Below are 20583 nucleotides of genomic sequence, written 5' to 3'. Positions count from 1 at the left end.
AGTTTCTTGATCCTCCCCCGGGAGACACCCCCGAACGGGGTGAAAAATCACAGGCTATGGGGGTTGGACCTCGGATTCGCCCACCCGGCGCTTCCGCCACGTCCCGCTCCCACGCCGTGACCAGAATCTCGGTCCTCCCCTTCCTCCCGCAACGCGCGCTCCCTGGGCACTCGGCCGCGGCGACGACGCACAGTGTTCCCGACAGCATCCCGGCAAACCGGTGTTCCGCCGGGCGGCGACGCGCGGCGAGGATCTTCGGTCACGCGGCGGAGTGGTACGGCGCTCCCCCTTCGCCGGGCCGATGAAAAAGGACATCTCATTGATCACGGCGGCGCGCCCGCGGCGGTCGGCGCCGGGCGCCTGCGGTGGGCCATGGGGACCTCCGGTGTGGCGTGGATCCGGCACCTTCACCACATCGGAGGTCTTCCTCGTTCACCAGAGGCCCAACGGTGTCAACACCGTTCGTGATCAGTACACCTCACGCGCGAAGCCTCGCAGGAGGGCCTTGACCACCGCCTCGGCCTCCGGCTGCGGCACGCCGATGAGGCCGCGGTAGACGGCCAGGCCGACGAGCATGTCCGACAGCATCCACAGGTCCGCGTCGGCGGACAGCTCCCCCCTGGCGATCGCGCGGTCGTAGATCTCCCAGCTGCGTTCCATCCGGGAGCGCATGGCGGTGCGGATGATCTCGGCGATGGCGGGGTCCCGGCCGGCCTCGCCGAAGATCTCCCGGGTCCGTTCCGCGATCTCGGGAGAGTCCCAGGCGGCGAGCGTCTCGGTGGCGATCACGACCAGGTCGCCCGCCAGCGACCCGGTGTCGGGGACCGCCGTCACCTGCGCGTCCATGGCGATGCCGAGCGCGTCCAGCAGGATGTCGCGCTTGGTGGCGTAGCGGCGGAAGACGCTCGCCCGGCCCACGCCGGCGGCCGCCGCCACCTCGTCCACGGTGAACGACGGCCCCTTGCTGAACAGCAACGACACGGCCGCCTGCCGGATGCGCGCGTCGACCTCGGGATCGGGCTTGCGCCCACGGCCACTCATTGAGATACTCCAGATATCAGATACTCTAAGTCTCAGAAGAGGTTACGGTCATGAGGGTACTCATCGTCGGCGGCGGTGTCGCGGGGCTTGCCGCGGCGCGCGGACTGACCGCGGCGGGACACGACGTCGAGGTGTACGAGGAGTCGCCGGAGCCGCGCACCGAGGGCGGGTCGGTCTCGCTCTGGCCGGCGGGCGTCGGCATCCTGCGCGAGTTCAAGGTCGACCTCGACGGCGCGGGCCGCCGCCTGGAGGCGCTGACGAACCTGTCGGTGCGCGGCCGCACGCTCGGCACGATCGACCTGACCGAGGTCGAGCGCCACTTCGACGGCCTGCCATCCCTGCACATCGCCCGGCGCGAGCTCGTCGAACGCCTCGCCGAGGGCGTGCCCGTCCGCCACGGCCAGACGGTCACCGGGGTCGATCCCGACCGCGCGGAGCTCACCTTCGCCGACGGGAGCACCGCCCGCGGCGACGTGCTCCTCGGCGCCGACGGCCGCCGGTCGGTCGTCCAGCGGGCGCTGTCGGGCGGCAACCCGAGCAGGCCCAACGGCTGGGTCACCTGGCAGGCGTTCACCACGGCGCCCGCCGACGTCGTCGACGCGGACCGGTCGCTGATGGTCTCCAACGGCCGGTCGCTCGGCAGCATCGCCCCGGCCGGGCACGGCAGGGCGCTGTGGTGGTTCGACCTGCGCGCCAAGCCCGGCGGCCGGTTCTGGGGCGACGCCCCCGACATCATGGACCGGCTCCGCGAGCGGTTCGGGCACTGGCCCGAGCCGTTCCGGACGGTGCTCGAACGCGCCGAGACCGCCCAGTTCTACCCGCACCACGTCCACCGCGTGCCCTCGGTCTGGGGCCGGGGCCCGACCACGCTGCTGGGCGACGCGGCCCACACGATGCCCCCGGCGATGGCCATGGGCTCCGGCCAGGCGCTGGAGGACGCCTGGGCGCTGACCCGCTCGCTCGACGACCTGCGCGCCTACGAACGCACCCGCGCCAAGACCGTGCGCAGGGTCGCGCGGATGGTCGGCACCGAGATGCCCAGCAGGCAGGGACCGCTGACCGCCCTCGTCCCCGACGCGCGCTCGACCCGGTCCTACATCAAGTGGCTCCGCTCGGCCAGCGACTACTTCCAGGAGGGACGCCGGTAGCCGGGAACGGCGGGCGGCGGCCACTACCGTGGGGCCATGACCATGGGACCTGAGCTTCGCACCCCGTATCCGCCGATCGAGCCGCACGAGTCGGGCATGCTCGACGTCGGGGACGGCAACGAGATCTACTGGGAGGTCTGCGGGAACCCGGGCGGCAAGCCGGCGGTGTTCCTGCACGGCGGACCGGGCGGCGGGTGCTCGCCCGACCACCGGCGGCTGTTCGACCCGGCCGCCTACCGGATCGTGCTGTTCGACCAGCGCAACTGCGGGCGTTCCCTGCCGCACGCCAGCGACCCGGACGTGGCGCTGGACGACAACACCACCTGGCACCTGGTCGCCGACATGGAGAAGCTGCGCGAGCACCTGGGCGTCGAGCGCTGGCAGGTGTTCGGCGGGTCGTGGGGCAGCGCGCTGGCGCTGGCCTACGCGCAGGCGCACCCGGACCGGGTGAGCGAGCTGGTGCTGCGCGGGATCTTCATGCTGCGGCCGTTCGAGCTGTACTGGTTCTACCAGGAGGGCGCCTCGCTGCTGTTCCCCGACCTGTGGGAGAAGTACGTCGCGCCGATCCCCGAGGACGAGCGGGAGGACCTGATCGCGGCGTTCGCCGAGCGGCTGAACTCCCCCGACCGCGAGACGCGGGTCGCGGCGGCGCGGGCGTGGGCGCAGTGGGAGGGCGGCGCGATCTCGCTGCGGCCCCGGCCGGAGCGGATCGACTCCTACGGCGACCCCGACTACGCGGTGGCGTTCGCGCGGATCGAGAACCACTACTTCACCCACGAGGGCTGGTTCGAGGACGAGCAGCTGCTGCGCGACGTCGAGCGGATCCGGCGCGTCCCGGCGGTGATCGTGCAGGGCCGCTACGACGTGTGCACGCCGCCCGCGACGGCGTGGGACCTGCACCGGGCGTGGCCGGAGGCGGAGTTCCACCTGGTGGACGACGCGGGGCACGCCTACGACGAGCCGGGCATTCTGCACCATCTGATCGAGGCCACCGACCGGTTCGCCAAGCACGGCTGACCCGTCCCCTTCCAGGGGCTTCGCGCCGGGCGGCGCGGGGCCCCTCTCCCATGCCCCCGACCTCGGCGAAGGCGCCACGACGTCCGCACGCCGCGTGAGGATGACACCAAGATCGCGTGATTCACCTCACAGAAATGAGATCAAGAAACACCGCCGTAACACGGGCGCGGCGTGAAAACCGGCCCCGGGATCGCCGCCGGGAACCATTCGCGCCGTTTCCGGAGTCTTCGCCGGTCAGCGACGGGAACGGCGGAGCGTCGGCGCGTTTCCCCGCCGATAAAACGTTCCAAAAATTTGCAAGCGACTCGTCATACCCGCTGTGACCGCACCCAAACATCCACAAGATAACAATCGTTAACGCCGCACCGTTGGCATTCGCTAAGTTGCCTGCACATGGCAGTGCAACCGCTCGAAACGGACATACCCACGGGCTGTTCCGCCGACGTGCGCCTACGGGAACCGTCCCTCGCTGACGGCCCGGAACTGTGGCGGATGGCGCGGGACTCCAGGGTCCTGGACGTCAACTCCCCCTACAGCTACACGCTCTGGTGCCGCGACTTCGCCGACACCTCGGTGGTCGCCGACGACGGCGGGCGCCCCTGCGGCTTCGTCACCGGCTACCGGCGGCCCGACGCCCCCGACACGCTGTTCATCTGGCAGGTCGCCGTGGACGCGAGCCATCGCGGACGCGGCCTGGCCCGCCGCATGCTGGACGAGCTGGCCGCCCGGACGCGCGGCCAGGGGATCCGCTGGGTGGAGGCCACCGTCACCCCCGACAACGCCCCCTCGGCCGCGATGTTCTCCTCCTTCGCCCGTGACCACGGCTGCGGGCTGACCCGGACGCGGCTGTTCGGGCGCGAGCACCTGGCGGGCGACCACGAGCCCGAGGTGCTGTTCCGGATCGGCCCGCTGCCCGTCCGCTGAAGCCACCCGTCCGCTGAAGCCACCCCGAGCCCCTCTCCTCTTTTCCGTCCATCACCCTCCGGAGGTACGGCATGAACACTTTCGAACGCCTGGAATCCGAAGTACGCGGCTACTGCCGCGGCTGGCCCACGGTCTTCACCACCGCCCGGGGAAGCCACATCACCGACGAGAACGGCCGCACCTACCTGGATTTCTTCGCCGGTGCCGGGACCCTCAACTACGGGCACAACAACCCGCTGCTGAAACAGCGGCTCATGGATTATCTGGCGGCCGACAACATCGTGCACAGCCTTGACATGTACACCGCCGCCAAACGCACTTTCCTGGAACGTTTCGAGGAGGTCGTGCTCCGGCCGCGCGGCCTGGACTACAAGGTCCAGTTCCCCGGCCCGGCGGGCAACCACTCGGTCGAGGCGGCGCTGAAGCTGGCCCGCAAGTACACCGGCCGGGAGACGGTCGTCAGCTTCACCAACGCCTTCCACGGCATGACGCTGGGCGCGCTGGCGGTCACCGGCAACTCGATGAAGCGCACCGGCGCGGGCGTGCCGCTGGGCCACGGCGTGGCGATGCCCTACGACAACTACCTGGACGGCCGCACCCCCGACTTCCTGCTGTTCGAGACGATGCTGGCCGACAGCGGCTCGGGCCTGGACAAGCCCGCCGCCGTGATCATGGAGACGGTGCAGGGCGAGGGCGGCATCAACGCCGCCAGCGCCGACTGGCTGCGCGGCCTGGCCGACCTGTGCAAGCGGCACGACATGCTGCTGATCGTCGACGACGTGCAGATGGGCTGCGGCCGGACCGGCGCGTTCTTCAGCTTCGAGCAGGCCGGGATCACGCCCGACATCGTGTGCCTGTCGAAGTCGCTGAGCGGCTACGGCCTGCCGTTCGCGGTCACGCTGTTCCGGCGCGGCCTGGACGTGTGGGAGCCCGGCGAGCACAACGGCACCTTCCGCGGCTTCAACCCGGCGTTCGTCACCGCCACCGGCGCGCTGGAGGAGTACTGGACCGACGAGGGGCTGACCGGGCGGACCCTCGCCAAGGGCGACCTGGTCGAGCGCGGCCTGAACGAGATCGCCCTGCTGAACGCCGACGTCGTGGAGACCGTCCGGGGCCGCGGCCTGGCCTGGGGCCTGGTCATGAAGGACGCCGAGCTGGCCCCGCGGGTGTGCGCGGAGGCGTTCGAACGCGGCCTGCTGATGGAGACCTCCGGCCCCGAGGGCGAGGTCGTCAAGCTGCTGCCGCCGCTGACCACCGACGAGGCCGACCTGGGCCGGGGGCTGGAGATCATCGCCGAGTCGGTGAGCGCCGTCACCCGCGACCGCGTCCCCGCCTGAGAGGAGCACCCCAATGATCGTCCGTTCGCTGAACGAGATCGTCGGCACCGACCGCGACGTCCGGGCGGAGACCTGGCGCAGCCGCCGCCTGGTGCTGGCGAAGGAGAAGGTCGGCTTCTCCCTGCACGACACGGTCCTGTACGCCGGGACCGAGACGCGGATGTGGTACGCGAACCACATCGAGGCCGTCTACTGCGTCGAGGGCGAGGGCGAGCTGGTCAACGAGGTGACCGGCGAGAAGCACCGCATCGAGCCCGGCGTGATGTACCTGCTCGACGGTCACGAGCACCACGTCCTGCGCGCCCACACCGACGTGCGCACCGTCTGCGTCTTCAACCCGCCGTGCACCGGCCGCGAGGTCCACGACGAGAACGGTGTCTACCCCCTGCTGACCGAGCCGGAGAACGACCAGGAGAACGCGTGAGCATCATCGAGTCCCATCCCTCCGTCGACGACGCCTACCCCACCCGCAAGGCAGCCGAGGCGGCGCTGCTGTACCGCGTGGACCCGGTGGTGTACGGCTCGGCGGGCGACGGCCCGATCGACGCCGGAACGCTGGAGTCCTACGACGCCAACGGCTACCTCACGATCGACCAGCTCCTCGACCCCGAGGAGGTGGAGCTGTACCGCGCCGAGCTGCGCCGCCTGTCGTCGGACCCGAAGATCCTGGCCGACGAGCGCACCGTCACCGAGCGCGGCTCGGACGAGGTCCGCTCCATCTTCGAGGTGCACCGCATCAGCGAGGTGTTCGCAAACCTGGTGCGCGACCCGCGCGTGGTGGGCCGGGCCCGGCAGATCCTCGGCTCGGACGTCTACGTCCACCAGAGCCGGGTCAACTACAAGCCCGGGTTCAAGGGCAAGGACTTCTACTGGCACTCCGACTTCGAGACCTGGCACGCCGAGGACGGCATGCCGCGGATGCGCGCGGTCAGCATCTCGATCGCCCTCACCGAGAACTTCGCGCACAACGGCGGACTGATGATCATGCCGGGGTCGCACAAGACGTTCGTGTCGTGCGTCGGTGAGACGCCCTCCGACCACTACAAGGAGTCGCTGAAGGGCCAGGAGATCGGCACCCCGGACCCGGGCAGCCTGTCGATCCTGGCCGACAAGCACGGCATCGAGCTGTTCACCGGCCCGGCGGGCTCGGCGACGATGTTCGACTGCAACTGCATGCACGGCTCCAACGGCAACATCACCCCGTTCCCGCGCTCCAACGTGTTCATCGTCTTCAACAGCGTGGAGAACACCTGCGTCGAGCCGTTCTCCGCCCCCGCGCACCGCCCCTCGTTCATCGGCGCCCGCGACTTCACCCCCGTCGCCTAGCCGTCCCCCCTCCATGTCCGGCGCCGCGTCCGCCGGGGCCCTCCCCGGCGGACGCGGCGCCGCGCCCCCCCCCCCCCCCCCCCCCGGGCGCCCGGCCGCCCCCCCCCGGTCGCGGGCGCCGGGCCGGGGGGGCCCCCCCCGGGGGCCCCCGGCGCCGCGCACCCCACCCCCACCCCCCGGGAGCTCCCCATGACCTCTTCCAGACGCGACTTCCTGCGCACCGCCGCGATGCTGGGCGCGGCCGTCCCCCTCACCGCCGCCGGATGTTCCACCACCGACCCGCAGGCCGAACGCCGGGGCGGCGGCACCCTGGCGCGGGCCCGGCAGGAGGGGAGGATCCGTGTCGGGTTCGCCAACGAGGCCCCCTACGGCTTCACCGACAAGGACGGCAAGCTGACCGGCGAGGCCCCCGAGCTGGCCCGCGTCGTCTTCAAGGAACTCGGCATCCCCACCGTCGAGGGCGTGCAGGTCGCGTTCGGCGGCCTGATCGGCGGCCTGCAGGCCAAGCGGTTCGACGTCGTCTCCGCCGGGATGTTCATCACGCCGGAGCGGTGCGGCGCGGTCGCGTTCTCCGACCCCGAGTACGTCGCCAAGAGCGCGTTCCTCGTGCCGAAGGGCAACCCCAAGAAGATCCGCAAGTTCGAGGACGCCGCGCGGGCGAACGCCCGGATCGGCGTCCTGACCGGTGCGGTGGAGGGCGACTACGCCGCCAAGCTGGGGGTGGGGAAGGACAACGTCAAGACCTTCGACAGCGCCCCCAACGCGTTCGAGGGCCTCAAGGCCGGTCGCATCGACGCCATCTCCCTCACCCGCATCTCCCTGGCCGACCTGCTGTCCAAGCACCAGGGCGAGCCGTTCGAGGTGACCGACCCCTTCACGCCGGTGATCGACGGGAAGGAGCGGTTCGGGGCGGGCGCGTTCGCGTTCCGCAAGGCCGACGCCGACCTGCTCAAGGCGTTCAACGACAAGCTCACCGAGCTGAAGACCGGCAAGCGGCTGCTGCCGGTGCTGCGCCCGTTCGGGTTCACCGAGGCCGACCTGCCCGGCCCGGACGACACCGCCGCCAAGTTCTGCCAGGGCTGATCCGCCGTGTCCGAAGTCCTCGACAGCTACCCCCAGTTGCTCCAGGGCGCGTGGATCACCGTGCAGATCACCGTCCTCGGCGCGGTGCTCGCGCTGGTGCTGGCGCTGGCGTTCGGTGTGGCGGGCGCCGCGCGGCCGGTGTGGATGCGCGCGGTCAACCGCCTCTACGTGGAGTTCTTCCGGGGCGCGGCGGCGCTGGTGCTGATGTACTGGCTGTTCTACTCGCTGCCGCTGGTCGGCCTGCGGTTCACCCCGATGGCCGCCGCCGTGCTGGCGCTCGGCCTCAACTACGGGGCCTACGGCGCCGAGGTGGTGCGCGGCTCGATCAACGCCGTGCCGAAGGCGCAGTACGAGGCGGCGGTCGCGCTGAACCTGCGGCCCGCCCAGCGGATGCGCCGGGTGATCCTGCCGCAGGCGGTGGCGCTGATGCTGCCGCCGTTCGGGAACCTGCTCATCGAGCTGATGAAGGCCACGGCCGTGGTGTCGCTGGTGACGATCGCCGACCTGACGTTCCGCGCCCAGCAGATCCAGGCCAACACCGGTGAGACGGCGGCGACCTACGCGCTCGTCCTGGTGGTGTACTTCGTGATCGCGCAGGTGCTGCAACGCCTCGTCCGGCTGCTGGAGCGCCGCACCGAACGGATGCTGGGCCGCCGGCCGCGCCGCGGCGCGCTCCGCGAGGTCCCCGCCCCGGCGGGAGGCGTGCCCCGATGACCTGGGACTGGAACTACACCGGGGAGATCCTCCCCGACCTGCTCAACGGGCTGCGCGTCACCGTCGTCGCCACCCTGCTCGGCTACGCCATCGCGCTGGTGCTGGGCCTGGCCTGGACGCTGCTGCAACGCACCCCCAGCCGCCTGGTCAACGGGACGGTCCGCTGGGTGGCGGAGTTCATCCGCAGCACCCCCCTGCTGGTGCAGCTGTTCTTCGTCTTCTACGTGCTGCCGTCGTGGGGCCTGACGCTCGGGCCCCTCACCGCCGGGATCATCGGTCTGGGCCTGCACTACTCCACCTACACCTCCGAGGTGTACCGGGCGGGCATCGACGACGTGCCGCGCGGCCAGTGGGAGGCGGCCACCGCCCTCAACCTGCCGCGCCGCCGCGTGTGGCTCGGGGTGGTGCTGCCGCAGGCCGTCCGCAAGGTGGTGCCCACGCTCGGCAACTACCTCATCGCCATGTTCAAGGACTCGCCGCTGCTGCTGGCCGTCAACGTCGTGGAACTGCTCGGGGCCGCCTACCAGACCGGCTCCAGGACGCTCCAGTTCCTGGAGCCGATCACGATCGTCGGCGTGCTGTTCATCGCGGTCAGCGTGCTGTCCTCCCTGCTCGTCCGTCGCCTGGAGAGGCGCTATGCCACCTACTGACACCACCCCCGCAGTCCCCGCCCCCGAGGACGGCGTCCCCGGCGTCCCGCTCGCCAAGGGCGCCGCCGCCGACCCGCTGCCGCACGGCGAGACGCCCGGCATCCGGTTCGAGAAGGTGGTCAAGCGGTTCGGCGGCAACGTCGTGCTGCGCGAGCTCGACTTCACCGTCGCGCCCGGCGAGCGCGTCACGCTGATCGGGCCGTCCGGGTCGGGCAAGACCACGATCCTGCGGCTGCTGATGACCCTGGAACGGGTCGACGGCGGGATCATCCGGGTCGGCGAGCGGCCGCTGTCGCACATGGAGCGCGGCGGGCGGCTCGTCCCGGCCAACGAGAGGCACCTGCACGAGATGCGCAAGCAGATCGGCATGGTGTTCCAGCAGTTCAACCTGTTCCCCAACATGAACGTGCTGCGCAACCTCACCGAGGGCCCGGTGCACGTGCTGGGGCTGTCCCGGGACGAGGCCGTCGAGCGCGCCCGCGGGCTGCTGGACATGGTGGGGCTGGCCGACAAGATCGAGGCACATCCCTCGCAGCTGTCGGGCGGCCAGCAGCAGCGCGTGGCGATCGCCCGCGCGCTGGCGATGCGGCCGAAGGTGCTGCTGCTGGACGAGGTCACCTCCGCGCTCGACCCCGAGCTGGTGGTGGGCGTGCAGGACCTGCTGCGCGACATCGCCCGGCAGAGCGATCTGACGCTGCTGTGCGTGACGCACGAGATGCACTTCGCCCGCGACATCTCCGACCGGGTGCTGATGTTCGACCAGGGCCAGATCGTGGAGGAGGGCCCGCCGGACCAGATCTTCGGCGAGCCGCGCGAGCAGCGCACCCGCGACTTCCTCCAGGCGGTGCTGGCCTCCTGACGGGAACGGGTGGGGCTCCCCCGGCGGGGCCCCACCCGGACGGTCGCGGCGGGCGCGCCCTCAGGCGACGCCCGGCCAGGCGCCGTCGGTCATCTCCTCCCAGCGGGGCATCGGGATCTCGGGGTGGAACTGGCGCAGCAGCTCGCTGGGGAAGGTGCCCACCGGGGCCTTGCGCGGGTCGGCGGCGGCCTGGGCGACGATCGTGCCGGACAGGGCGTCGGCCAGTTCCAGCCGGGGGAAGGCGACGTGCACCCGGCCGGCCAGCCCCTCGGGGAGGTTCTCGGCGCCGAGCGCGACCACGTCGATCCCGGCGCCGGTGTGCGTGAGGGCGATCTCCGGGCGCATGCGGTGGGCGATGCCCACGCTGGTGTGCAGCGCGACGGCGTCCCAGACGACCCGGACGCGGTCGGCGGGCACGCCCTGCCCTTCGAGGAACGACGCGGCCGCGTCGGCGCCGTCCACCTCGAAGCGCTGGTCGCCGTTGCCCCGCTCGGTCAGCCCCATGTCGTGCAGGAGGCAGGCGAGGAACAGCAGTTCGTCGTCGTAGTCGGAGCCCGCCTTCAGGCCCATGCCCTCGCCCGCCGCGCGGCCGAACAGGTAGCTGCGGACGCTGTGGTGGGCGAGGGCCTCGCTCACCTCCTCGTAGGCGTGGGCGTAGGCGCGGCGGGCCAGGTCGGTGTCGGGGAACGCGAATTCGGCGAAGTGATCGGTCATGGACACGATGGTCGGCCCGCCGCCGCTCCGCCACCAGTGGCCCGAAGGCCGATGTGCGCTATATTCCGGCCATGCACACCGTGGCCGTTCTCGCCCTCGACGGGGTGGTGCCGTTCGACATGGCGACGCCGTGCCAGGTGTTCGGCGCGGCGTACGAGGGGCCGGGCGCGCCGCTGTACGAGACGCGGGTGTGCGCGCCCGGCGGCGCGGTGGTGTCCTCGTCGCTGTTCGGGAAGATGAGGGTGGAGACGCCCTGGGACCTGGACGCCGTCGCCGCCGCCGACACGGTCGTGCTGCCCGGCGTGGAGGACCCGCGCGTCCGGCCGCCCGCCGAGGTGCTGGAGGCGCTGCGCGCCGCCGCGGACCGGGGCGCGCGGATCGCGTCGATCTGCGTGGGGGCGTTCGCGCTGGCCGCGACCGGGCTGCTGGACGGGCGGCGCGCCACCACGCACTGGATGTACGCGCGGCTGCTGGCCGAGCGGTACCCGAGGGTCGAGGTCGATCCGTCGGTGCTGTTCGTGGACGGCGGCGCGCTGCTGACCTCGGCCGGGGTCGCGGCGGGCGTGGACCTGTGCCTGCACCTGGTGCGCCGCGACCACGGGTCGGCCGTCGCGGGGCAGGTGGCGCGGTTCATGGTGACGCCGTTGCAGCGCGACGGGGGGCAGGCGCAGTTCATCCGGCATCCCGACCCCCGGGACGAGGGGGTGGCGTTGCAGCCGGTCCTGGCGTGGCTGGAGGAGAACCTGCACCGGCCGCTGACGCTGGAGGACATCGCGCGACGGGCGGCGCTGAGCGTGCGGACGCTGACCCGGCGCTTCCGCGAGCAGACCGGCACCAGCCCGTTGCAGTGGCTGCTGAACGCCCGCATCCACCGCGCCCAGCACCTGCTGGAGAGCACCGACCTGCCGGTCGAGCGGATCGCCGCCGAGTCGGGGTTCGGCGCGGCGGTGACGCTGCGGGCGCACTTCGCGCGGCGGGTGGGGACCTCGCCGCAGGCGTACCGGCGGGCGTTCCGCGGGCGGTGACCATTGTCACCCTGGAGTTGACCGAACGACATTCGGTAGCGTGCCGGGGTATCCGTCCCGCGAGGAGGCTTCGGCGGTGATCCATGGGTGAGGGCGCGAGCATCGTCGGGCTCGGCATGACCGAGCTCGGCCGGGTGTACGGGCGCAGCCCGCGTCGGCTGGCGGCCGACGCGGTGCGGCGCGCGGTCGCCGACGCGGGCCTGTCCCTGTCGGACCTGGACGGCCTGCTGGTCAGCCATGGCATGGGCGGCTCCCCCGGCATCGAGCTGGCCGACTCCCTCGGCCTGCGCGACCTGCGGCTGCTGACGCAGATGAACGCGTTCGGCGCGACCGCCGGGGCGATGGTGGCGTACGCGGCGATGTCGGTGCTGAGCGGCGCGGCGACGACGGTGGCGTGCGTGTTCGCCGACGCGCCGCTGAAGCCGAGGCAGTCGGCCGGGTCGGCGTACCACCGGGACGCCCCCGAGTGGTACGGGTTCGGCGGGATGACGGCGGCGCTGGGGTTCCGCAGCGTGAACGCGTTCTACGCCCTGGCCGCACGGCGGCACATGGAGCGGTACGGCACCACCAGCGAGCAGCTCGGCGCGATCGCCGTCAGCACGCGGCGGTGGGCCGCGATGAACCCGCTGGCGCAGATGCGCGACCCGATCACGGTCGAGGACCACCAGAACTCGCGCTGGGTCGCCGAGCCGCTGCACCTGCTGGACTGCTGCCTGGTGTCCAACGGCGCGATCGCGGTCGTCGTCACCGGCGCGGACCGGGCGCGGGACCTGGCGCAGCCGCCGGTGCACCTGTGGGGCTGGGGCCAGGGGCATCCGGGGCACCGCAAGGAGCGGGGCAGCGAGTTCGGGCTGCGGACCGGCGCGGCGACGTCCGGCCCGGTCGCGATGAAGATGGCCGGGGTCGCGCCCGACGACATCGACGTCTGCCAGCTCTACGACTGCTACACCTACACGGTGCTGGTGTCGCTGGAGGACTACGGCTTCTGCGGCAAGGGCGAGGGCGGCGCGTTCGCCGCGTCCGGCGCGCTCGGCCCCGGCGGGTCGCTGCCCACCAACACCGGCGGCGGCCAGCTGTCCGGCTACTACATGTGGGGCATGACGCCGCTGTCGGAGGCCGTCATCCAGGGACGCGGCCAGGGCGGCGAGCGCCAGGCGGACCGCAACGACCTGATCCTGGTCAGCGGCAACGGCGGCATCCTCGACCACCACTCCACGCTGATCCTCAGCCCGCACGCGAAGGGGGCCTGACGGTGGACATCGGCATCCTGCGCCGTGACGGCCGCACCGACCCGTTCTTCGACGGCGCCGCCGCCGACCGGCTGGTGGTCCGGCGGTGCGTCCCGTGCGACCGCTGGTTCGCGCCCGACCAGGGCGACTGTCCCGGGTGCGGCTCCACCGGGCTGGAGTGGGCGCGGGCGTCGGGGACGGCGACGCTGGTGGCGTGGACGGTCACGCACGCGAAGCCGCGCGAGGACGGGACCGTTCCGCCTCCGGCGTACCTGGCGCTGGTGGAGCTGCCGGAGGGGCCGTGGCTGCACGCGCGGCTGGACGGGGTGGACCCCGCGTCCCTGCGCGAGGGGCTGCCGCTGAGGGCGGCGTTCGAGCACCCGGCCGAGGGCGAGTCGTACGTGCTGTTCCGCCCCGCGTCCTGACCGGCGGGCCCGCGCGCGCCCCCGGTGCGTGAGACTGGGGGCCATGGAAGCGAAGGAGCTGTACCCCCCGGTCGAGCCGTACGAGTCGGGCATGCTCGACGTCGGGGACGGCGACGAGATCTACTGGGAGGTCTGCGGGAACCCGGGCGGCAAGCCGGCGGTGTTCCTGCACGGTGGACCGGGCGGCGGGTGCTCGCCTAACCACCGGCGGCTGTTCGACCCGGCCGCCTACCGGATCGTGCTGTTCGACCAGCGCAACTGCGGGCGCTCCCTGCCGCACGCCGCCGAGCCCGACATCGACCTGTCGGCGAACACCACGGCGAACCTGGTCGCGGACGTGGAGAAGCTGCGCGAGCACCTGGGCGTGGACCGGTGGATGGTGTTCGGCGGGTCGTGGGGCAGCACGCTCGCGCTCGCCTACTCGCAGGCGCATCCGGGGCGCGTGACGGAGATCGTGGTGCGCGGCGTGTACCTGGCGCTGCCCTCGGACGAGCCGTGGTGCTTCGCCGAGGGCGGGGTGTCGCGGATGTTCCCCGACGCGTGGGAGAGGTTCCGGGACCACATCCCCGAGGACGAGCGCGGCGACTACCTGGCGGCCTACGCGCGCCGCCTCGCCGACCCGGACCCGGCGGTGCGCGTTCCGGCCGCGCTGGCCTGGACGCGCTGGGAGAACACGACCGCGACGCTGCTGCCCCCGCCCGGGGAGGACGAGGAGGAGCGGGCGGCGGTCGCGGTGGCGCGCCTGGAGAACCGCTACTTCGGCAACGGGTGCTTCCTGGAGCCCGGTCAGCTCCTGCGGGACGCCCCTCGCCTGCGCGGGATCCCCGGCGTGATCGTGAACGGGCGCTACGACATGCTGACCCCGCCGGACGCCGCGTGGCTGCTGCACCGGGCCTGGCCGGACTCGGAGCTGCACATCGTCCCGGACGCCGGGCACGCCTTCGACGAGCCGGGGACGCTCCGGCGGCTGCTGGAGGCGACCGATCGGTTCCGGCCCTGGACCGAACGGCATTCGGTCCTCTAGCGTCGGGGCATGCGCACCGAGGTCTGCGAGACGTTCGGGATCGAGTTCCCGCTGTTCGCCTTCAGCCACTGCCGGGACGTGGTCGCGGCCGTCACCAACGCGGGCGGGATGGGCGTGCTGGGCGCCGTCGCCTACACGCCGGACCGCCTGGAGGAGGAGCTGCGCTGGATCGACGCGCACGTCGGAGGCCGCCCCTACGGCGTCGACGTGCTGGTCCCCGCGAGGATCGACGAGTCCGCCGAACGGGCCGGGCGCGGCGAGGGCGGGCTGGAGACGATGCTGGCGGCCGTTCCGCGGGAGCACTGGGAGTTCCTGTTCGGGCTCTTCGAGAGGTACGGGGTCCCGCTCCCCGACTTCGAGAAGGCGAGGAGGGGCCACTCGCGCGGCGGCACGCAGGTCACCCGGGAGGGCGCGGCCGAGCTGATCGAGGTGTCGCTCTCCCACCCGATCCGCCTGATCGCCAGCGCGCTGGGCACCCCGCCGCCGCTCATGGTGGACCGGGCGAAGGAGCGCGGCGTCCCGGTCGCGGCCCTGGTGGGCACGGCCGAGCACGCCCGCCGCCAGGCGGCCGCCGGGGTGGACCTGATCGTCGCGCAGGGCGGCGAGGCCGGCGGCCACACCGGCGAGATCTCCACGATGGTCCTGGTCCCCGAGGTGGTGGACGAGGTCGCCCCGCTCCCGGTCCTGGCGGCCGGGGGCATCGCGACGGGCCGCCAGATGGCCGCCGCGATGGCCCTCGGCGCGTCCGGCGTGTGGTGCGGCTCGGTCTGGCTGACCACCGAGGAGGCCGAGACCCCGCCCCCGGTCAAGGCGAAGATGCTGGCCGCGACGTCCCGGGACACGGTCCGTTCCCGGTCCCGCACGGGCAAGCCCGCCCGCCAACTCCGCTCCGCCTGGACCGACGAGTGGGAGGGCCCGGGCAGCCCCGGCGCGCTCGGCATGCCCCTCCAGATGATCATCGCCGAGGGCGCGATGCGCCAGATCAACAAGGTCGCCGAGACGGGCAACCCCGGAGCCCGCGAGCTGGCCAACTACTTCGTGGGCCAGGTCGTGGGCCAGATGAACGCCGTGCGGCCGGCCCGCCGCGTCGTCCACGACATGATCGAGGAGTTCGCCGACGCGGTCGCCCGCCTGAACGCCATCACCGGCGCCCACTGAGGGCTCCGGGACGGCCGTTTCGGAGGTGGCCCGCGGGGTAGCCGCACACCGGAGGGACCAGGGCGCGCCGGACGCCGCCGGCACGCCGGCCCGACGGGGAGGGGGCGGGTCGTGCCGGAGGTGGCGCAGGCCGCGGGCTGGGGGTTGCTGGCCGGTTCGGCGCTGGTGCTGGGGGCGCTGGTCGGCTACCTGGTGCGGATCCCGGCGCGGGTGGTGGCCGGGGTGATGGCCTTCGGCAGCGGCGTGCTGCTGTCGGCGGTGTCGTTCGAGCTGATCGCCGAGGCGAACGAGCGCGGCGGCCTGGCGCCGACCGTGATCGGGGCGTTGACCGGCGCGGTCGTCTACGCCGGGGCCAACATGCTGCTCGCCCGGCGCGGCGCGCGGCACCGCAAGCGCTCGGGCGGGCAGCAGAGCTCCGAGCGGGAGCGGCCGGGGTCGGGCACGGCGATCGCGCTGGGCGCGCTGCTGGACGGGGTGCCGGAGTCGATGGTGATCGGCGTCAGCCTGCTGGGCGGCGGCACGGTGAGCGCCGTCACGGTGGCCGCGGTGTTCATCAGCAACGTGCCCGAGGGCCTGTCCAGCGCCGCGGGGATGCGGCGCTCGGGACGCGGCCCCCGCTACGTGTTCGGGCTGTGGAGCGGCATCGCGCTGATCAGCGCCGCGGCGTCGGTGGTCGGCTACGCCGCGCTCGGCGACGCCCCCGCGAGCGTGCCGGCCGCCGTCACCGCGCTGGCCGGCGGCGCGATCCTCACCATGATCGCCGACACGATGATCCCCGAGGCGTTCGAGGACGCGCACCTGCTGACGGGCCTGATCACCATGGTCGGCTTCCTCGCCGCGTTCGCCCTGTCGCACGCCTGACCTCCACCCCCTATAACCGGATGGTCATGCCGAGGGGCGTGATTGGGATTGGTCCGGCATGCGAAAACAGGGGAGCATGTGATCCCGGCCATAGCGCGGACGCAGCGCCCCATCCGCTGTCGATCCGTTCGCGTGCCCCGTTTTCACCTCCGAAGGAGCGGCATGACCGCCGACAGTGAGATCCGTCCGGTCGAGGTCTCCGAGTTCTTCACCTACCGGCACCCCGAGCTGTACCACCCGGACTGGAAGGGCTTCTACGAGGTCGCGCTGGACCGCCGACAGGACGTCCGGCGGCGGTTCCCGCACGCCCTCGACCTCAAGTACGGCCCCGACCCGGCCCAGATCGCCGACGTCTACCATCCCGCCGGGGCCACCGGCCTTCCCGTCGTGGTCTACTTCCACGGCGGGCGGTGGCGCGAGGGCCACCCGGCCTTCTACGACCACCTGGCGGCGCCCTGGGTCGAGGCCGGGGCGGTGTTCGTGTCCTGCGGCTACCGGCTGACCCCCGCGCACACGATCGCCGACGCGGTCGACGACGCCGTCCGGGCGGTGGACTGGGCGCGCCGGACCGCGCCCGCCTACGGCGGCGACCCCGAACGGATCATCGTGGCCGGGCACTCGGCGGGCGGCCATCTGACCGCCATGGCCACCATGACCGGCTGGGCGGGCGGGAGCCCCCTGCCCGGCGTGGTCGGCGCCGTCTGCATGAGCGCCCCCGTCGACCTTCGCGGGGAACCCGGCCTGGCCCCGGCGGAGGCCGCGCGCCTCAGCCCCGCCGACCACATCACCCACGCGCCCGCCAGCGTCGTGGTCTCCTTCGGCGACCCCGAGCCGAACCACCGGGCGCAGAGCGACGGCTTCTTCGGCGACCAGGGCCGGCTGCTGGTCCGGGCGCTGGAGGAGGGCGGCCACCGCCCGGTCACCGTCGTGCTTCCCGGGACCGACCACGTGGCGACCGGGACCGCGTTCGCCGACCCGGCCTCGCCGCTGTTCGCCGCCGCCCGCGCCGTCGTGTTCGGCGCGAACGACAGGAGCTCCTCATGACCGCCGTCAACGCGGCGCCCACGTCCGCCCGCGTCCTGTGGACCACCGTCGCCCTGGCCTTCTCGGCCGTCCTGCTCGACGGGTTCGACTCCGCCGCGCTGGCGTTCTCGGTCCCCGTCCTGGCCGGGGAGTGGGGGCTGTCGCGCGCCGCGTTCACCGCTCCCCTGGTGCTGACCAACCTCGGCGTCGTCGTGGGCTACCTGGCCTGCGGGCCGCTGAGCGCCCGGCTGGGACGGCGCCGCGTGCTGATCGGCGGCGTGGTGTTCTTCGCCGTCAGCACGCTGCTGACGGCGGTGACGCTGCCCGTCCAGTCGGTGCCCCTGCTCAGCGTCACGCGCGTGCTCACGGGCCTCGGGCTGGGCGCGGTGCTCCCGGCCGCCGTGGCGCTGGCGACCGACCACGCTCCCGTGCGGCGGCGTCAGCTGGTGTCGGTCGCGGTGACCCTGGGCCTGGCGTCGGGCGCGACGCTGGGCGGGCTGTTCGGCGGCCGGATGCTCCAGGAGCTGGGCGCCGCCGGGGTGTTCTGGATCGCGGGCGGCCTCCCGCTCGCGCTGGCGGCGGTGATGGCCTGGCGCCTGCCGGCCGCCGCCGGTGCGGGCGCGGACACCGCCGACACGGCCCGCCGCGCCGAACGCGTCAGCGAGCTGTTCCCTCCGGGCATGCGCATGAACACCGCGCTGATCTGGGCGTTCTCGTTCCTGGCGTTCCTGTCGGCCTACACCCTCCAGTCCTGGGTGCCGTCCCTGATGGGCGACTTCGGCTTCGCCGACTCCGAGGCCCCGCTCGGGCTGGCGTTCTTCAGCATCGGCGGCATCGCCGGCGGCGTCCTGCTGGTCTGGCTGGCCTCGCGCGTCCCGATCGCGCTGGCCCTGTGCGCGCTGTCGCTGACGGGCGCGGCCTGCGCGTTCGCCATCGCCCGCGCCGACCTCGGCGGCACGGTCCTGCTGGTCGTGCTGGGCGGCACCGGGCTGGGGCTCGTCGGGAGCCAGATCGGCCAGCTCGCCATGGCCGTCGCCCTGTACCCCGCCGCGACGCGCACCACCGGCGTGGGCTGGGCGGCGGCGCTCGGCCGCATCGGGTCGATCGTCGGTCCCGCCGTCGCGGGCGTGCTGCTCGGGCTGTCCCTGCCCGGACGGGACATCGTGCTGCTGACCACGCTCCCGGTGCTGACCGCCGCGTTGTGCGCGCTGCTGCTGTGGCGGCGGCAGGCCGGTGGCGGCGCGGTGCCCGCCGCGCAGCGGCGGACCTGACCCGTCCGGGCGGGCACGACCCTCGCCCAGTGAACATGTACTGATACGTCGGGATAAGAGATAGATCGCACGGGTACGCCTCGGGCATGGGGCTGCGGCGAGGCGTGGTGGTCGGGTACGGCCTCCTCGTCGCGGCCATGGCGCTCGTCACCGTGGACGTGCTGGCCGACGGCCCGCTCCGGCAGCTGGACTTCGCCCTCCACCGGCTGTGCGCCCGCCATGTGCGCGGCGTGTGGTGGGAGGTGGCCAACGCGGTCACGCAGCTCGGGCAGCGCGGCGTGCTGTTGCAGGCCATCGTGCCGCTGGCGGTCGTCGCCGCGATCCGGCGGCGGTCGCCGCGTCCCCCGCTGGCGGCCGCGCTGATCATCGTGGTGCTGTCCTGCCTCCAGGTCACGCTGAAGGCGCAGATCCCCCGGACGTTCCCGTTCGGGGACACCGACGTGATCTTCGCGCAGGGCAACGCGTACCCGTCCGGGCACACCCTCAACGCGATCCTGCTCGTCTGGGTGATCCTCGAACTGCTCGCGCTCGCCCTGCCCGCGGCGGCCGCCCGGCGCCTGCCGCCGCGCCGCCGCCGCGCCCTCGCGCTGGCGTCGGGCGCGCTGGCGGCCGTGGCGCTCGTGCTGGCCGACGACCACTGGCTGACCGACGTGCTGTTCAGCCTGGCGCTCGGCCCGCTCCTGCTCAACCTGCTGGTGCGGCTGTCGCCGTTCACCGGACGGGAACGCCCCGGGGAGCGGCCGTCGCCGTCCGCCGACGCGGTCGGCTCCACGAGCGGCTGAGCGGGCCGCGGCGGGTCGTCAGCGTCGAGGCCGCACGCCGTCCGCCTCCTCCAGGGCCTGGAGCAGGATGCGCAGGGCCGGCTGGGGAGTGGCGCTCTCGCGGACGGCGGCGTGGACCACCCTGACCGGCTCCGGGCGCCGCACCCTGCGCAGGACGACGCCCGCGTGGCGGCGGCCCGCCACGGCGATGCGGGGCAGGAGGCCCACACCGAGGCCCGCCGCGACGAAACCCTGCGCGGTGGCGTAGTCCTCGCTCCCGGCCACGAAGTTCGGGCTGAAACCCGCCGTGGCGCAGGCGCCGAGGATCACGTCCAGGCACGGCCCCGGCGGCTCGCTGCCGATCCACGGCTCCCCCGCGAGGTCGGCGAGGTCGACGACGCGGCGCGCGGCGAGCGGATGGTCGGCGGGCAGCGCGGCGAGGTAGGGGTCGTCCAGCAGGTGCACCAGGCGCAGGCCCGGGGGCGTGTCGGCGCGCGACCGGACCACGATCGCCAGGTCCGCGTCGCCCCGCTCGACCTCCAGCAGCGGGTCCTCGGGGTCGATCAGCGCGAGGTCGACCCGCACCCCCGGATGCTCCCGGCGGAGCCGGGCCAGCGCGGGCGCCACCAGCGTGGGGCCGACCGAGGTGAAGTAGCGGACGGCCAGCCGTCCGGTGCGTCCGGCGCGCAGGTCGGCCAGCGCCGTCTCCGCCGCGGCCATGTCCTGGCTGATGATCGCGGTGTGCTCGGCCAGCAGCCGGCCCGCCGCCGTCGGCCGGACGCCCCGGCCGACCCGTTCCAGCAGGGCGGTCCCCGCCTCCCGCTCCAGCGCCGCCACCTGCTGGCTCACCGCCGACGGCGTGTACCCCAGATGGGTCGCGGCCGACGTCACCGAACCGCTCGTGATCACCGCGCGCAGCACCAGCATCCGCCTCAGATCAAGCATGTAGCGGAGCTTAACAAGGGTGCAGAACCTTTTGATTGTGCTTACCGG

22 protein-coding genes are annotated in these 20583 nt (G+C 73.1%); 19 read left to right on the top strand and 3 right to left on the bottom strand.

All coding sequences use genetic code 11. From position 1 onward, the window contains the following. Positions 1–468 precede the first annotated feature (468 nt). Entirely contained in the window at positions 469–1041 is a 573-nt protein-coding gene (locus HNR61_RS27235) for a TetR-like C-terminal domain-containing protein (protein WP_182846017.1), read from the bottom strand. Between the two features lie 50 nt (positions 1042–1091). Here HNR61_RS27235 and HNR61_RS27230 point away from each other — a divergent pair, with 50 nt between their 5' ends. From HNR61_RS27230 to ehuA, 10 genes are all read left to right on the top strand, one after another. After that, complete coding sequence (locus HNR61_RS27230; protein WP_182846016.1) at positions 1092–2189, top strand: FAD-dependent oxidoreductase; 1098 nt, start codon at positions 1092–1094, stop codon at positions 2187–2189. Positions 2190–2225: 36 nt separating this feature from the next. Beyond that, positions 2226–3206 (top strand): prolyl aminopeptidase, encoded by a 981-nt coding sequence (pip, locus tag HNR61_RS27225; RefSeq protein WP_246443798.1) that lies wholly within the window; start codon positions 2226–2228, stop codon positions 3204–3206. 393 nt (positions 3207–3599) lie between these two features. Next, positions 3600–4130: a diaminobutyrate acetyltransferase gene (ectA, locus tag HNR61_RS27220; protein WP_182846015.1), complete on the top strand. Its 531-nt coding sequence runs from the start codon at positions 3600–3602 to the stop codon at positions 4128–4130. Positions 4131–4201: 71 nt separating this feature from the next. Further along, positions 4202–5467: a diaminobutyrate--2-oxoglutarate transaminase gene (ectB, locus tag HNR61_RS27215; RefSeq protein ID WP_182846014.1), complete on the top strand. Its 1266-nt coding sequence runs from the start codon at positions 4202–4204 to the stop codon at positions 5465–5467. 13 nt (positions 5468–5480) lie between these two features. Next, positions 5481–5891: an ectoine synthase gene (locus HNR61_RS27210; RefSeq protein ID WP_182846013.1), complete on the top strand. Its 411-nt coding sequence runs from the start codon at positions 5481–5483 to the stop codon at positions 5889–5891. Next, the gene (thpD, locus tag HNR61_RS27205) at positions 5888–6793 is read left to right on the top strand and encodes an ectoine hydroxylase (protein ID WP_182846012.1); all 906 of its coding nucleotides are present in this window, start codon (positions 5888–5890) and stop codon (positions 6791–6793) included. The genes HNR61_RS27210 and thpD overlap by 4 nt, the downstream gene beginning before the upstream one ends. 189 nt (positions 6794–6982) lie before the next feature. After that, complete coding sequence (ehuB, locus tag HNR61_RS27200) at positions 6983–7876, top strand: ectoine/hydroxyectoine ABC transporter substrate-binding protein EhuB (RefSeq protein ID WP_182846011.1); 894 nt, start codon at positions 6983–6985, stop codon at positions 7874–7876. Between the two features lie 6 nt (positions 7877–7882). Next, entirely contained in the window at positions 7883–8590 is a 708-nt protein-coding gene (gene ehuC / locus HNR61_RS27195; RefSeq protein ID WP_182846010.1) for an ectoine/hydroxyectoine ABC transporter permease subunit EhuC, read from the top strand. After that, entirely contained in the window at positions 8587–9240 is a 654-nt protein-coding gene (gene ehuD / locus HNR61_RS27190) for an ectoine/hydroxyectoine ABC transporter permease subunit EhuD (protein ID WP_182846009.1), read from the top strand. The genes ehuC and ehuD overlap by 4 nt, the downstream gene beginning before the upstream one ends. Beyond that, the gene (ehuA, locus tag HNR61_RS27185; protein ID WP_182846008.1) at positions 9227–10099 is read left to right on the top strand and encodes an ectoine/hydroxyectoine ABC transporter ATP-binding protein EhuA; all 873 of its coding nucleotides are present in this window, start codon (positions 9227–9229) and stop codon (positions 10097–10099) included. Before ehuD ends, ehuA begins: the two co-directional genes overlap by 14 nt. A 60-nt stretch (positions 10100–10159) precedes the next feature. Here the strand turns inward: ehuA and HNR61_RS27180 are convergent, their stop codons facing one another. Next, a complete protein-coding gene (locus HNR61_RS27180; RefSeq protein WP_182846007.1) occupies positions 10160–10813 on the bottom strand; it encodes an HD domain-containing protein in 654 nt (217 codons plus the stop codon). 71 nt (positions 10814–10884) lie between these two features. Here HNR61_RS27180 and HNR61_RS27175 point away from each other — a divergent pair, with 71 nt between their 5' ends. The 9 genes from HNR61_RS27175 to HNR61_RS27135 all read left to right on the top strand — a co-directional run bounded on the left by HNR61_RS27175 (position 10885) and on the right by HNR61_RS27135 (position 19611). Next, on the top strand, positions 10885–11838 hold the full coding sequence (locus HNR61_RS27175; RefSeq protein ID WP_182846006.1) for a GlxA family transcriptional regulator: 954 nt from the start codon (positions 10885–10887) through the stop codon (positions 11836–11838). 83 nt (positions 11839–11921) lie between these two features. After that, positions 11922–13088: a thiolase family protein gene (locus HNR61_RS27170; protein WP_182846005.1), complete on the top strand. Its 1167-nt coding sequence runs from the start codon at positions 11922–11924 to the stop codon at positions 13086–13088. Positions 13089–13090: 2 nt separating this feature from the next. Continuing rightward, positions 13091–13492 (top strand): Zn-ribbon domain-containing OB-fold protein, encoded by a 402-nt coding sequence (locus tag HNR61_RS27165; RefSeq protein ID WP_182846004.1) that lies wholly within the window; start codon positions 13091–13093, stop codon positions 13490–13492. A 43-nt stretch (positions 13493–13535) separates the two neighbouring features. Further along, complete coding sequence (gene pip / locus HNR61_RS27160; RefSeq protein ID WP_182846003.1) at positions 13536–14516, top strand: prolyl aminopeptidase; 981 nt, start codon at positions 13536–13538, stop codon at positions 14514–14516. Between the two features lie 9 nt (positions 14517–14525). Beyond that, on the top strand, positions 14526–15674 hold the full coding sequence (locus HNR61_RS27155; protein WP_182846002.1) for an NAD(P)H-dependent flavin oxidoreductase: 1149 nt from the start codon (positions 14526–14528) through the stop codon (positions 15672–15674). A gap of 111 nt (positions 15675–15785) precedes the next feature. Next, on the top strand, positions 15786–16535 hold the full coding sequence (locus HNR61_RS27150) for a ZIP family metal transporter (protein ID WP_182846001.1): 750 nt from the start codon (positions 15786–15788) through the stop codon (positions 16533–16535). Between the two features lie 162 nt (positions 16536–16697). Further along, positions 16698–17579: an alpha/beta hydrolase gene (locus HNR61_RS27145; protein ID WP_182846000.1), complete on the top strand. Its 882-nt coding sequence runs from the start codon at positions 16698–16700 to the stop codon at positions 17577–17579. Beyond that, positions 17576–18829 carry an MFS transporter gene (locus tag HNR61_RS27140; protein WP_182845999.1) on the top strand — a complete coding sequence of 418 codons (1254 nt, stop codon included), beginning with the start codon at positions 17576–17578 and terminating at the stop codon, positions 18827–18829. The genes HNR61_RS27145 and HNR61_RS27140 overlap by 4 nt, the downstream gene beginning before the upstream one ends. An 86-nt stretch (positions 18830–18915) precedes the next feature. Continuing rightward, positions 18916–19611, top strand: a complete 696-nt coding sequence (locus HNR61_RS27135) for a phosphatase PAP2 family protein (RefSeq protein WP_182845998.1) — start codon at positions 18916–18918, stop codon at positions 19609–19611. Positions 19612–19629: 18 nt separating this feature from the next. Here HNR61_RS27135 and HNR61_RS27130 read toward each other — a convergent pair whose 3' ends face one another. Beyond that, on the bottom strand, positions 19630–20535 hold the full coding sequence (locus HNR61_RS27130) for a LysR family transcriptional regulator (RefSeq protein ID WP_182845997.1): 906 nt from the start codon (positions 20533–20535) through the stop codon (positions 19630–19632). Positions 20536–20583: the final 48 nt, after the last annotated feature.

This window comes from Actinomadura kijaniata (assembly GCF_014138665.1).
Classification (GTDB): domain Bacteria; phylum Actinomycetota; class Actinomycetes; order Streptosporangiales; family Streptosporangiaceae; genus Spirillospora; species Spirillospora kijaniata.
Note: the sequence above shows the minus strand (reverse complement) of the source record. Positions and strands in the feature narration are given on the sequence as shown.

Excerpts from the sequence above, each read along its gene's own strand:
- HNR61_RS27130 (WP_182845997.1), bottom strand. The coding sequence starts at position 20,535 with ATGCTTGATCTGAGGCGGATGCTGGTGCTGCGCGCGGTGATCACGAGC.
- HNR61_RS27210 (WP_182846013.1), top strand. The coding sequence starts at position 5,481 with ATGATCGTCCGTTCGCTGAACGAGATCGTCGGCACCGACCGCGACGTC.
- ehuD (WP_182846009.1), top strand. The coding sequence starts at position 8,587 with ATGACCTGGGACTGGAACTACACCGGGGAGATCCTCCCCGACCTGCTC.
- ehuA (WP_182846008.1), top strand. The coding sequence starts at position 9,227 with ATGCCACCTACTGACACCACCCCCGCAGTCCCCGCCCCCGAGGACGGC.
- ehuB (WP_182846011.1), top strand. The coding sequence starts at position 6,983 with ATGACCTCTTCCAGACGCGACTTCCTGCGCACCGCCGCGATGCTGGGC.
- ectA (WP_182846015.1), top strand. The coding sequence starts at position 3,600 with ATGGCAGTGCAACCGCTCGAAACGGACATACCCACGGGCTGTTCCGCC.
- pip (WP_182846003.1), top strand. The coding sequence starts at position 13,536 with ATGGAAGCGAAGGAGCTGTACCCCCCGGTCGAGCCGTACGAGTCGGGC.
- HNR61_RS27145 (WP_182846000.1), top strand. The coding sequence starts at position 16,698 with ATGACCGCCGACAGTGAGATCCGTCCGGTCGAGGTCTCCGAGTTCTTC.
- HNR61_RS27170 (WP_182846005.1), top strand. The coding sequence starts at position 11,922 with ATGGGTGAGGGCGCGAGCATCGTCGGGCTCGGCATGACCGAGCTCGGC.
- HNR61_RS27235 (WP_182846017.1), bottom strand. The coding sequence starts at position 1,041 with ATGAGTGGCCGTGGGCGCAAGCCCGATCCCGAGGTCGACGCGCGCATC.
- HNR61_RS27155 (WP_182846002.1), top strand. The coding sequence starts at position 14,526 with ATGCGCACCGAGGTCTGCGAGACGTTCGGGATCGAGTTCCCGCTGTTC.
- HNR61_RS27230 (WP_182846016.1), top strand. The coding sequence starts at position 1,092 with ATGAGGGTACTCATCGTCGGCGGCGGTGTCGCGGGGCTTGCCGCGGCG.
- ectB (WP_182846014.1), top strand. The coding sequence starts at position 4,202 with ATGAACACTTTCGAACGCCTGGAATCCGAAGTACGCGGCTACTGCCGC.
- HNR61_RS27140 (WP_182845999.1), top strand. The coding sequence starts at position 17,576 with ATGACCGCCGTCAACGCGGCGCCCACGTCCGCCCGCGTCCTGTGGACC.
- pip (WP_246443798.1), top strand. The coding sequence starts at position 2,226 with ATGACCATGGGACCTGAGCTTCGCACCCCGTATCCGCCGATCGAGCCG.
- HNR61_RS27175 (WP_182846006.1), top strand. The coding sequence starts at position 10,885 with ATGCACACCGTGGCCGTTCTCGCCCTCGACGGGGTGGTGCCGTTCGAC.
- HNR61_RS27180 (WP_182846007.1), bottom strand. The coding sequence starts at position 10,813 with ATGACCGATCACTTCGCCGAATTCGCGTTCCCCGACACCGACCTGGCC.
- HNR61_RS27135 (WP_182845998.1), top strand. The coding sequence starts at position 18,916 with ATGGGGCTGCGGCGAGGCGTGGTGGTCGGGTACGGCCTCCTCGTCGCG.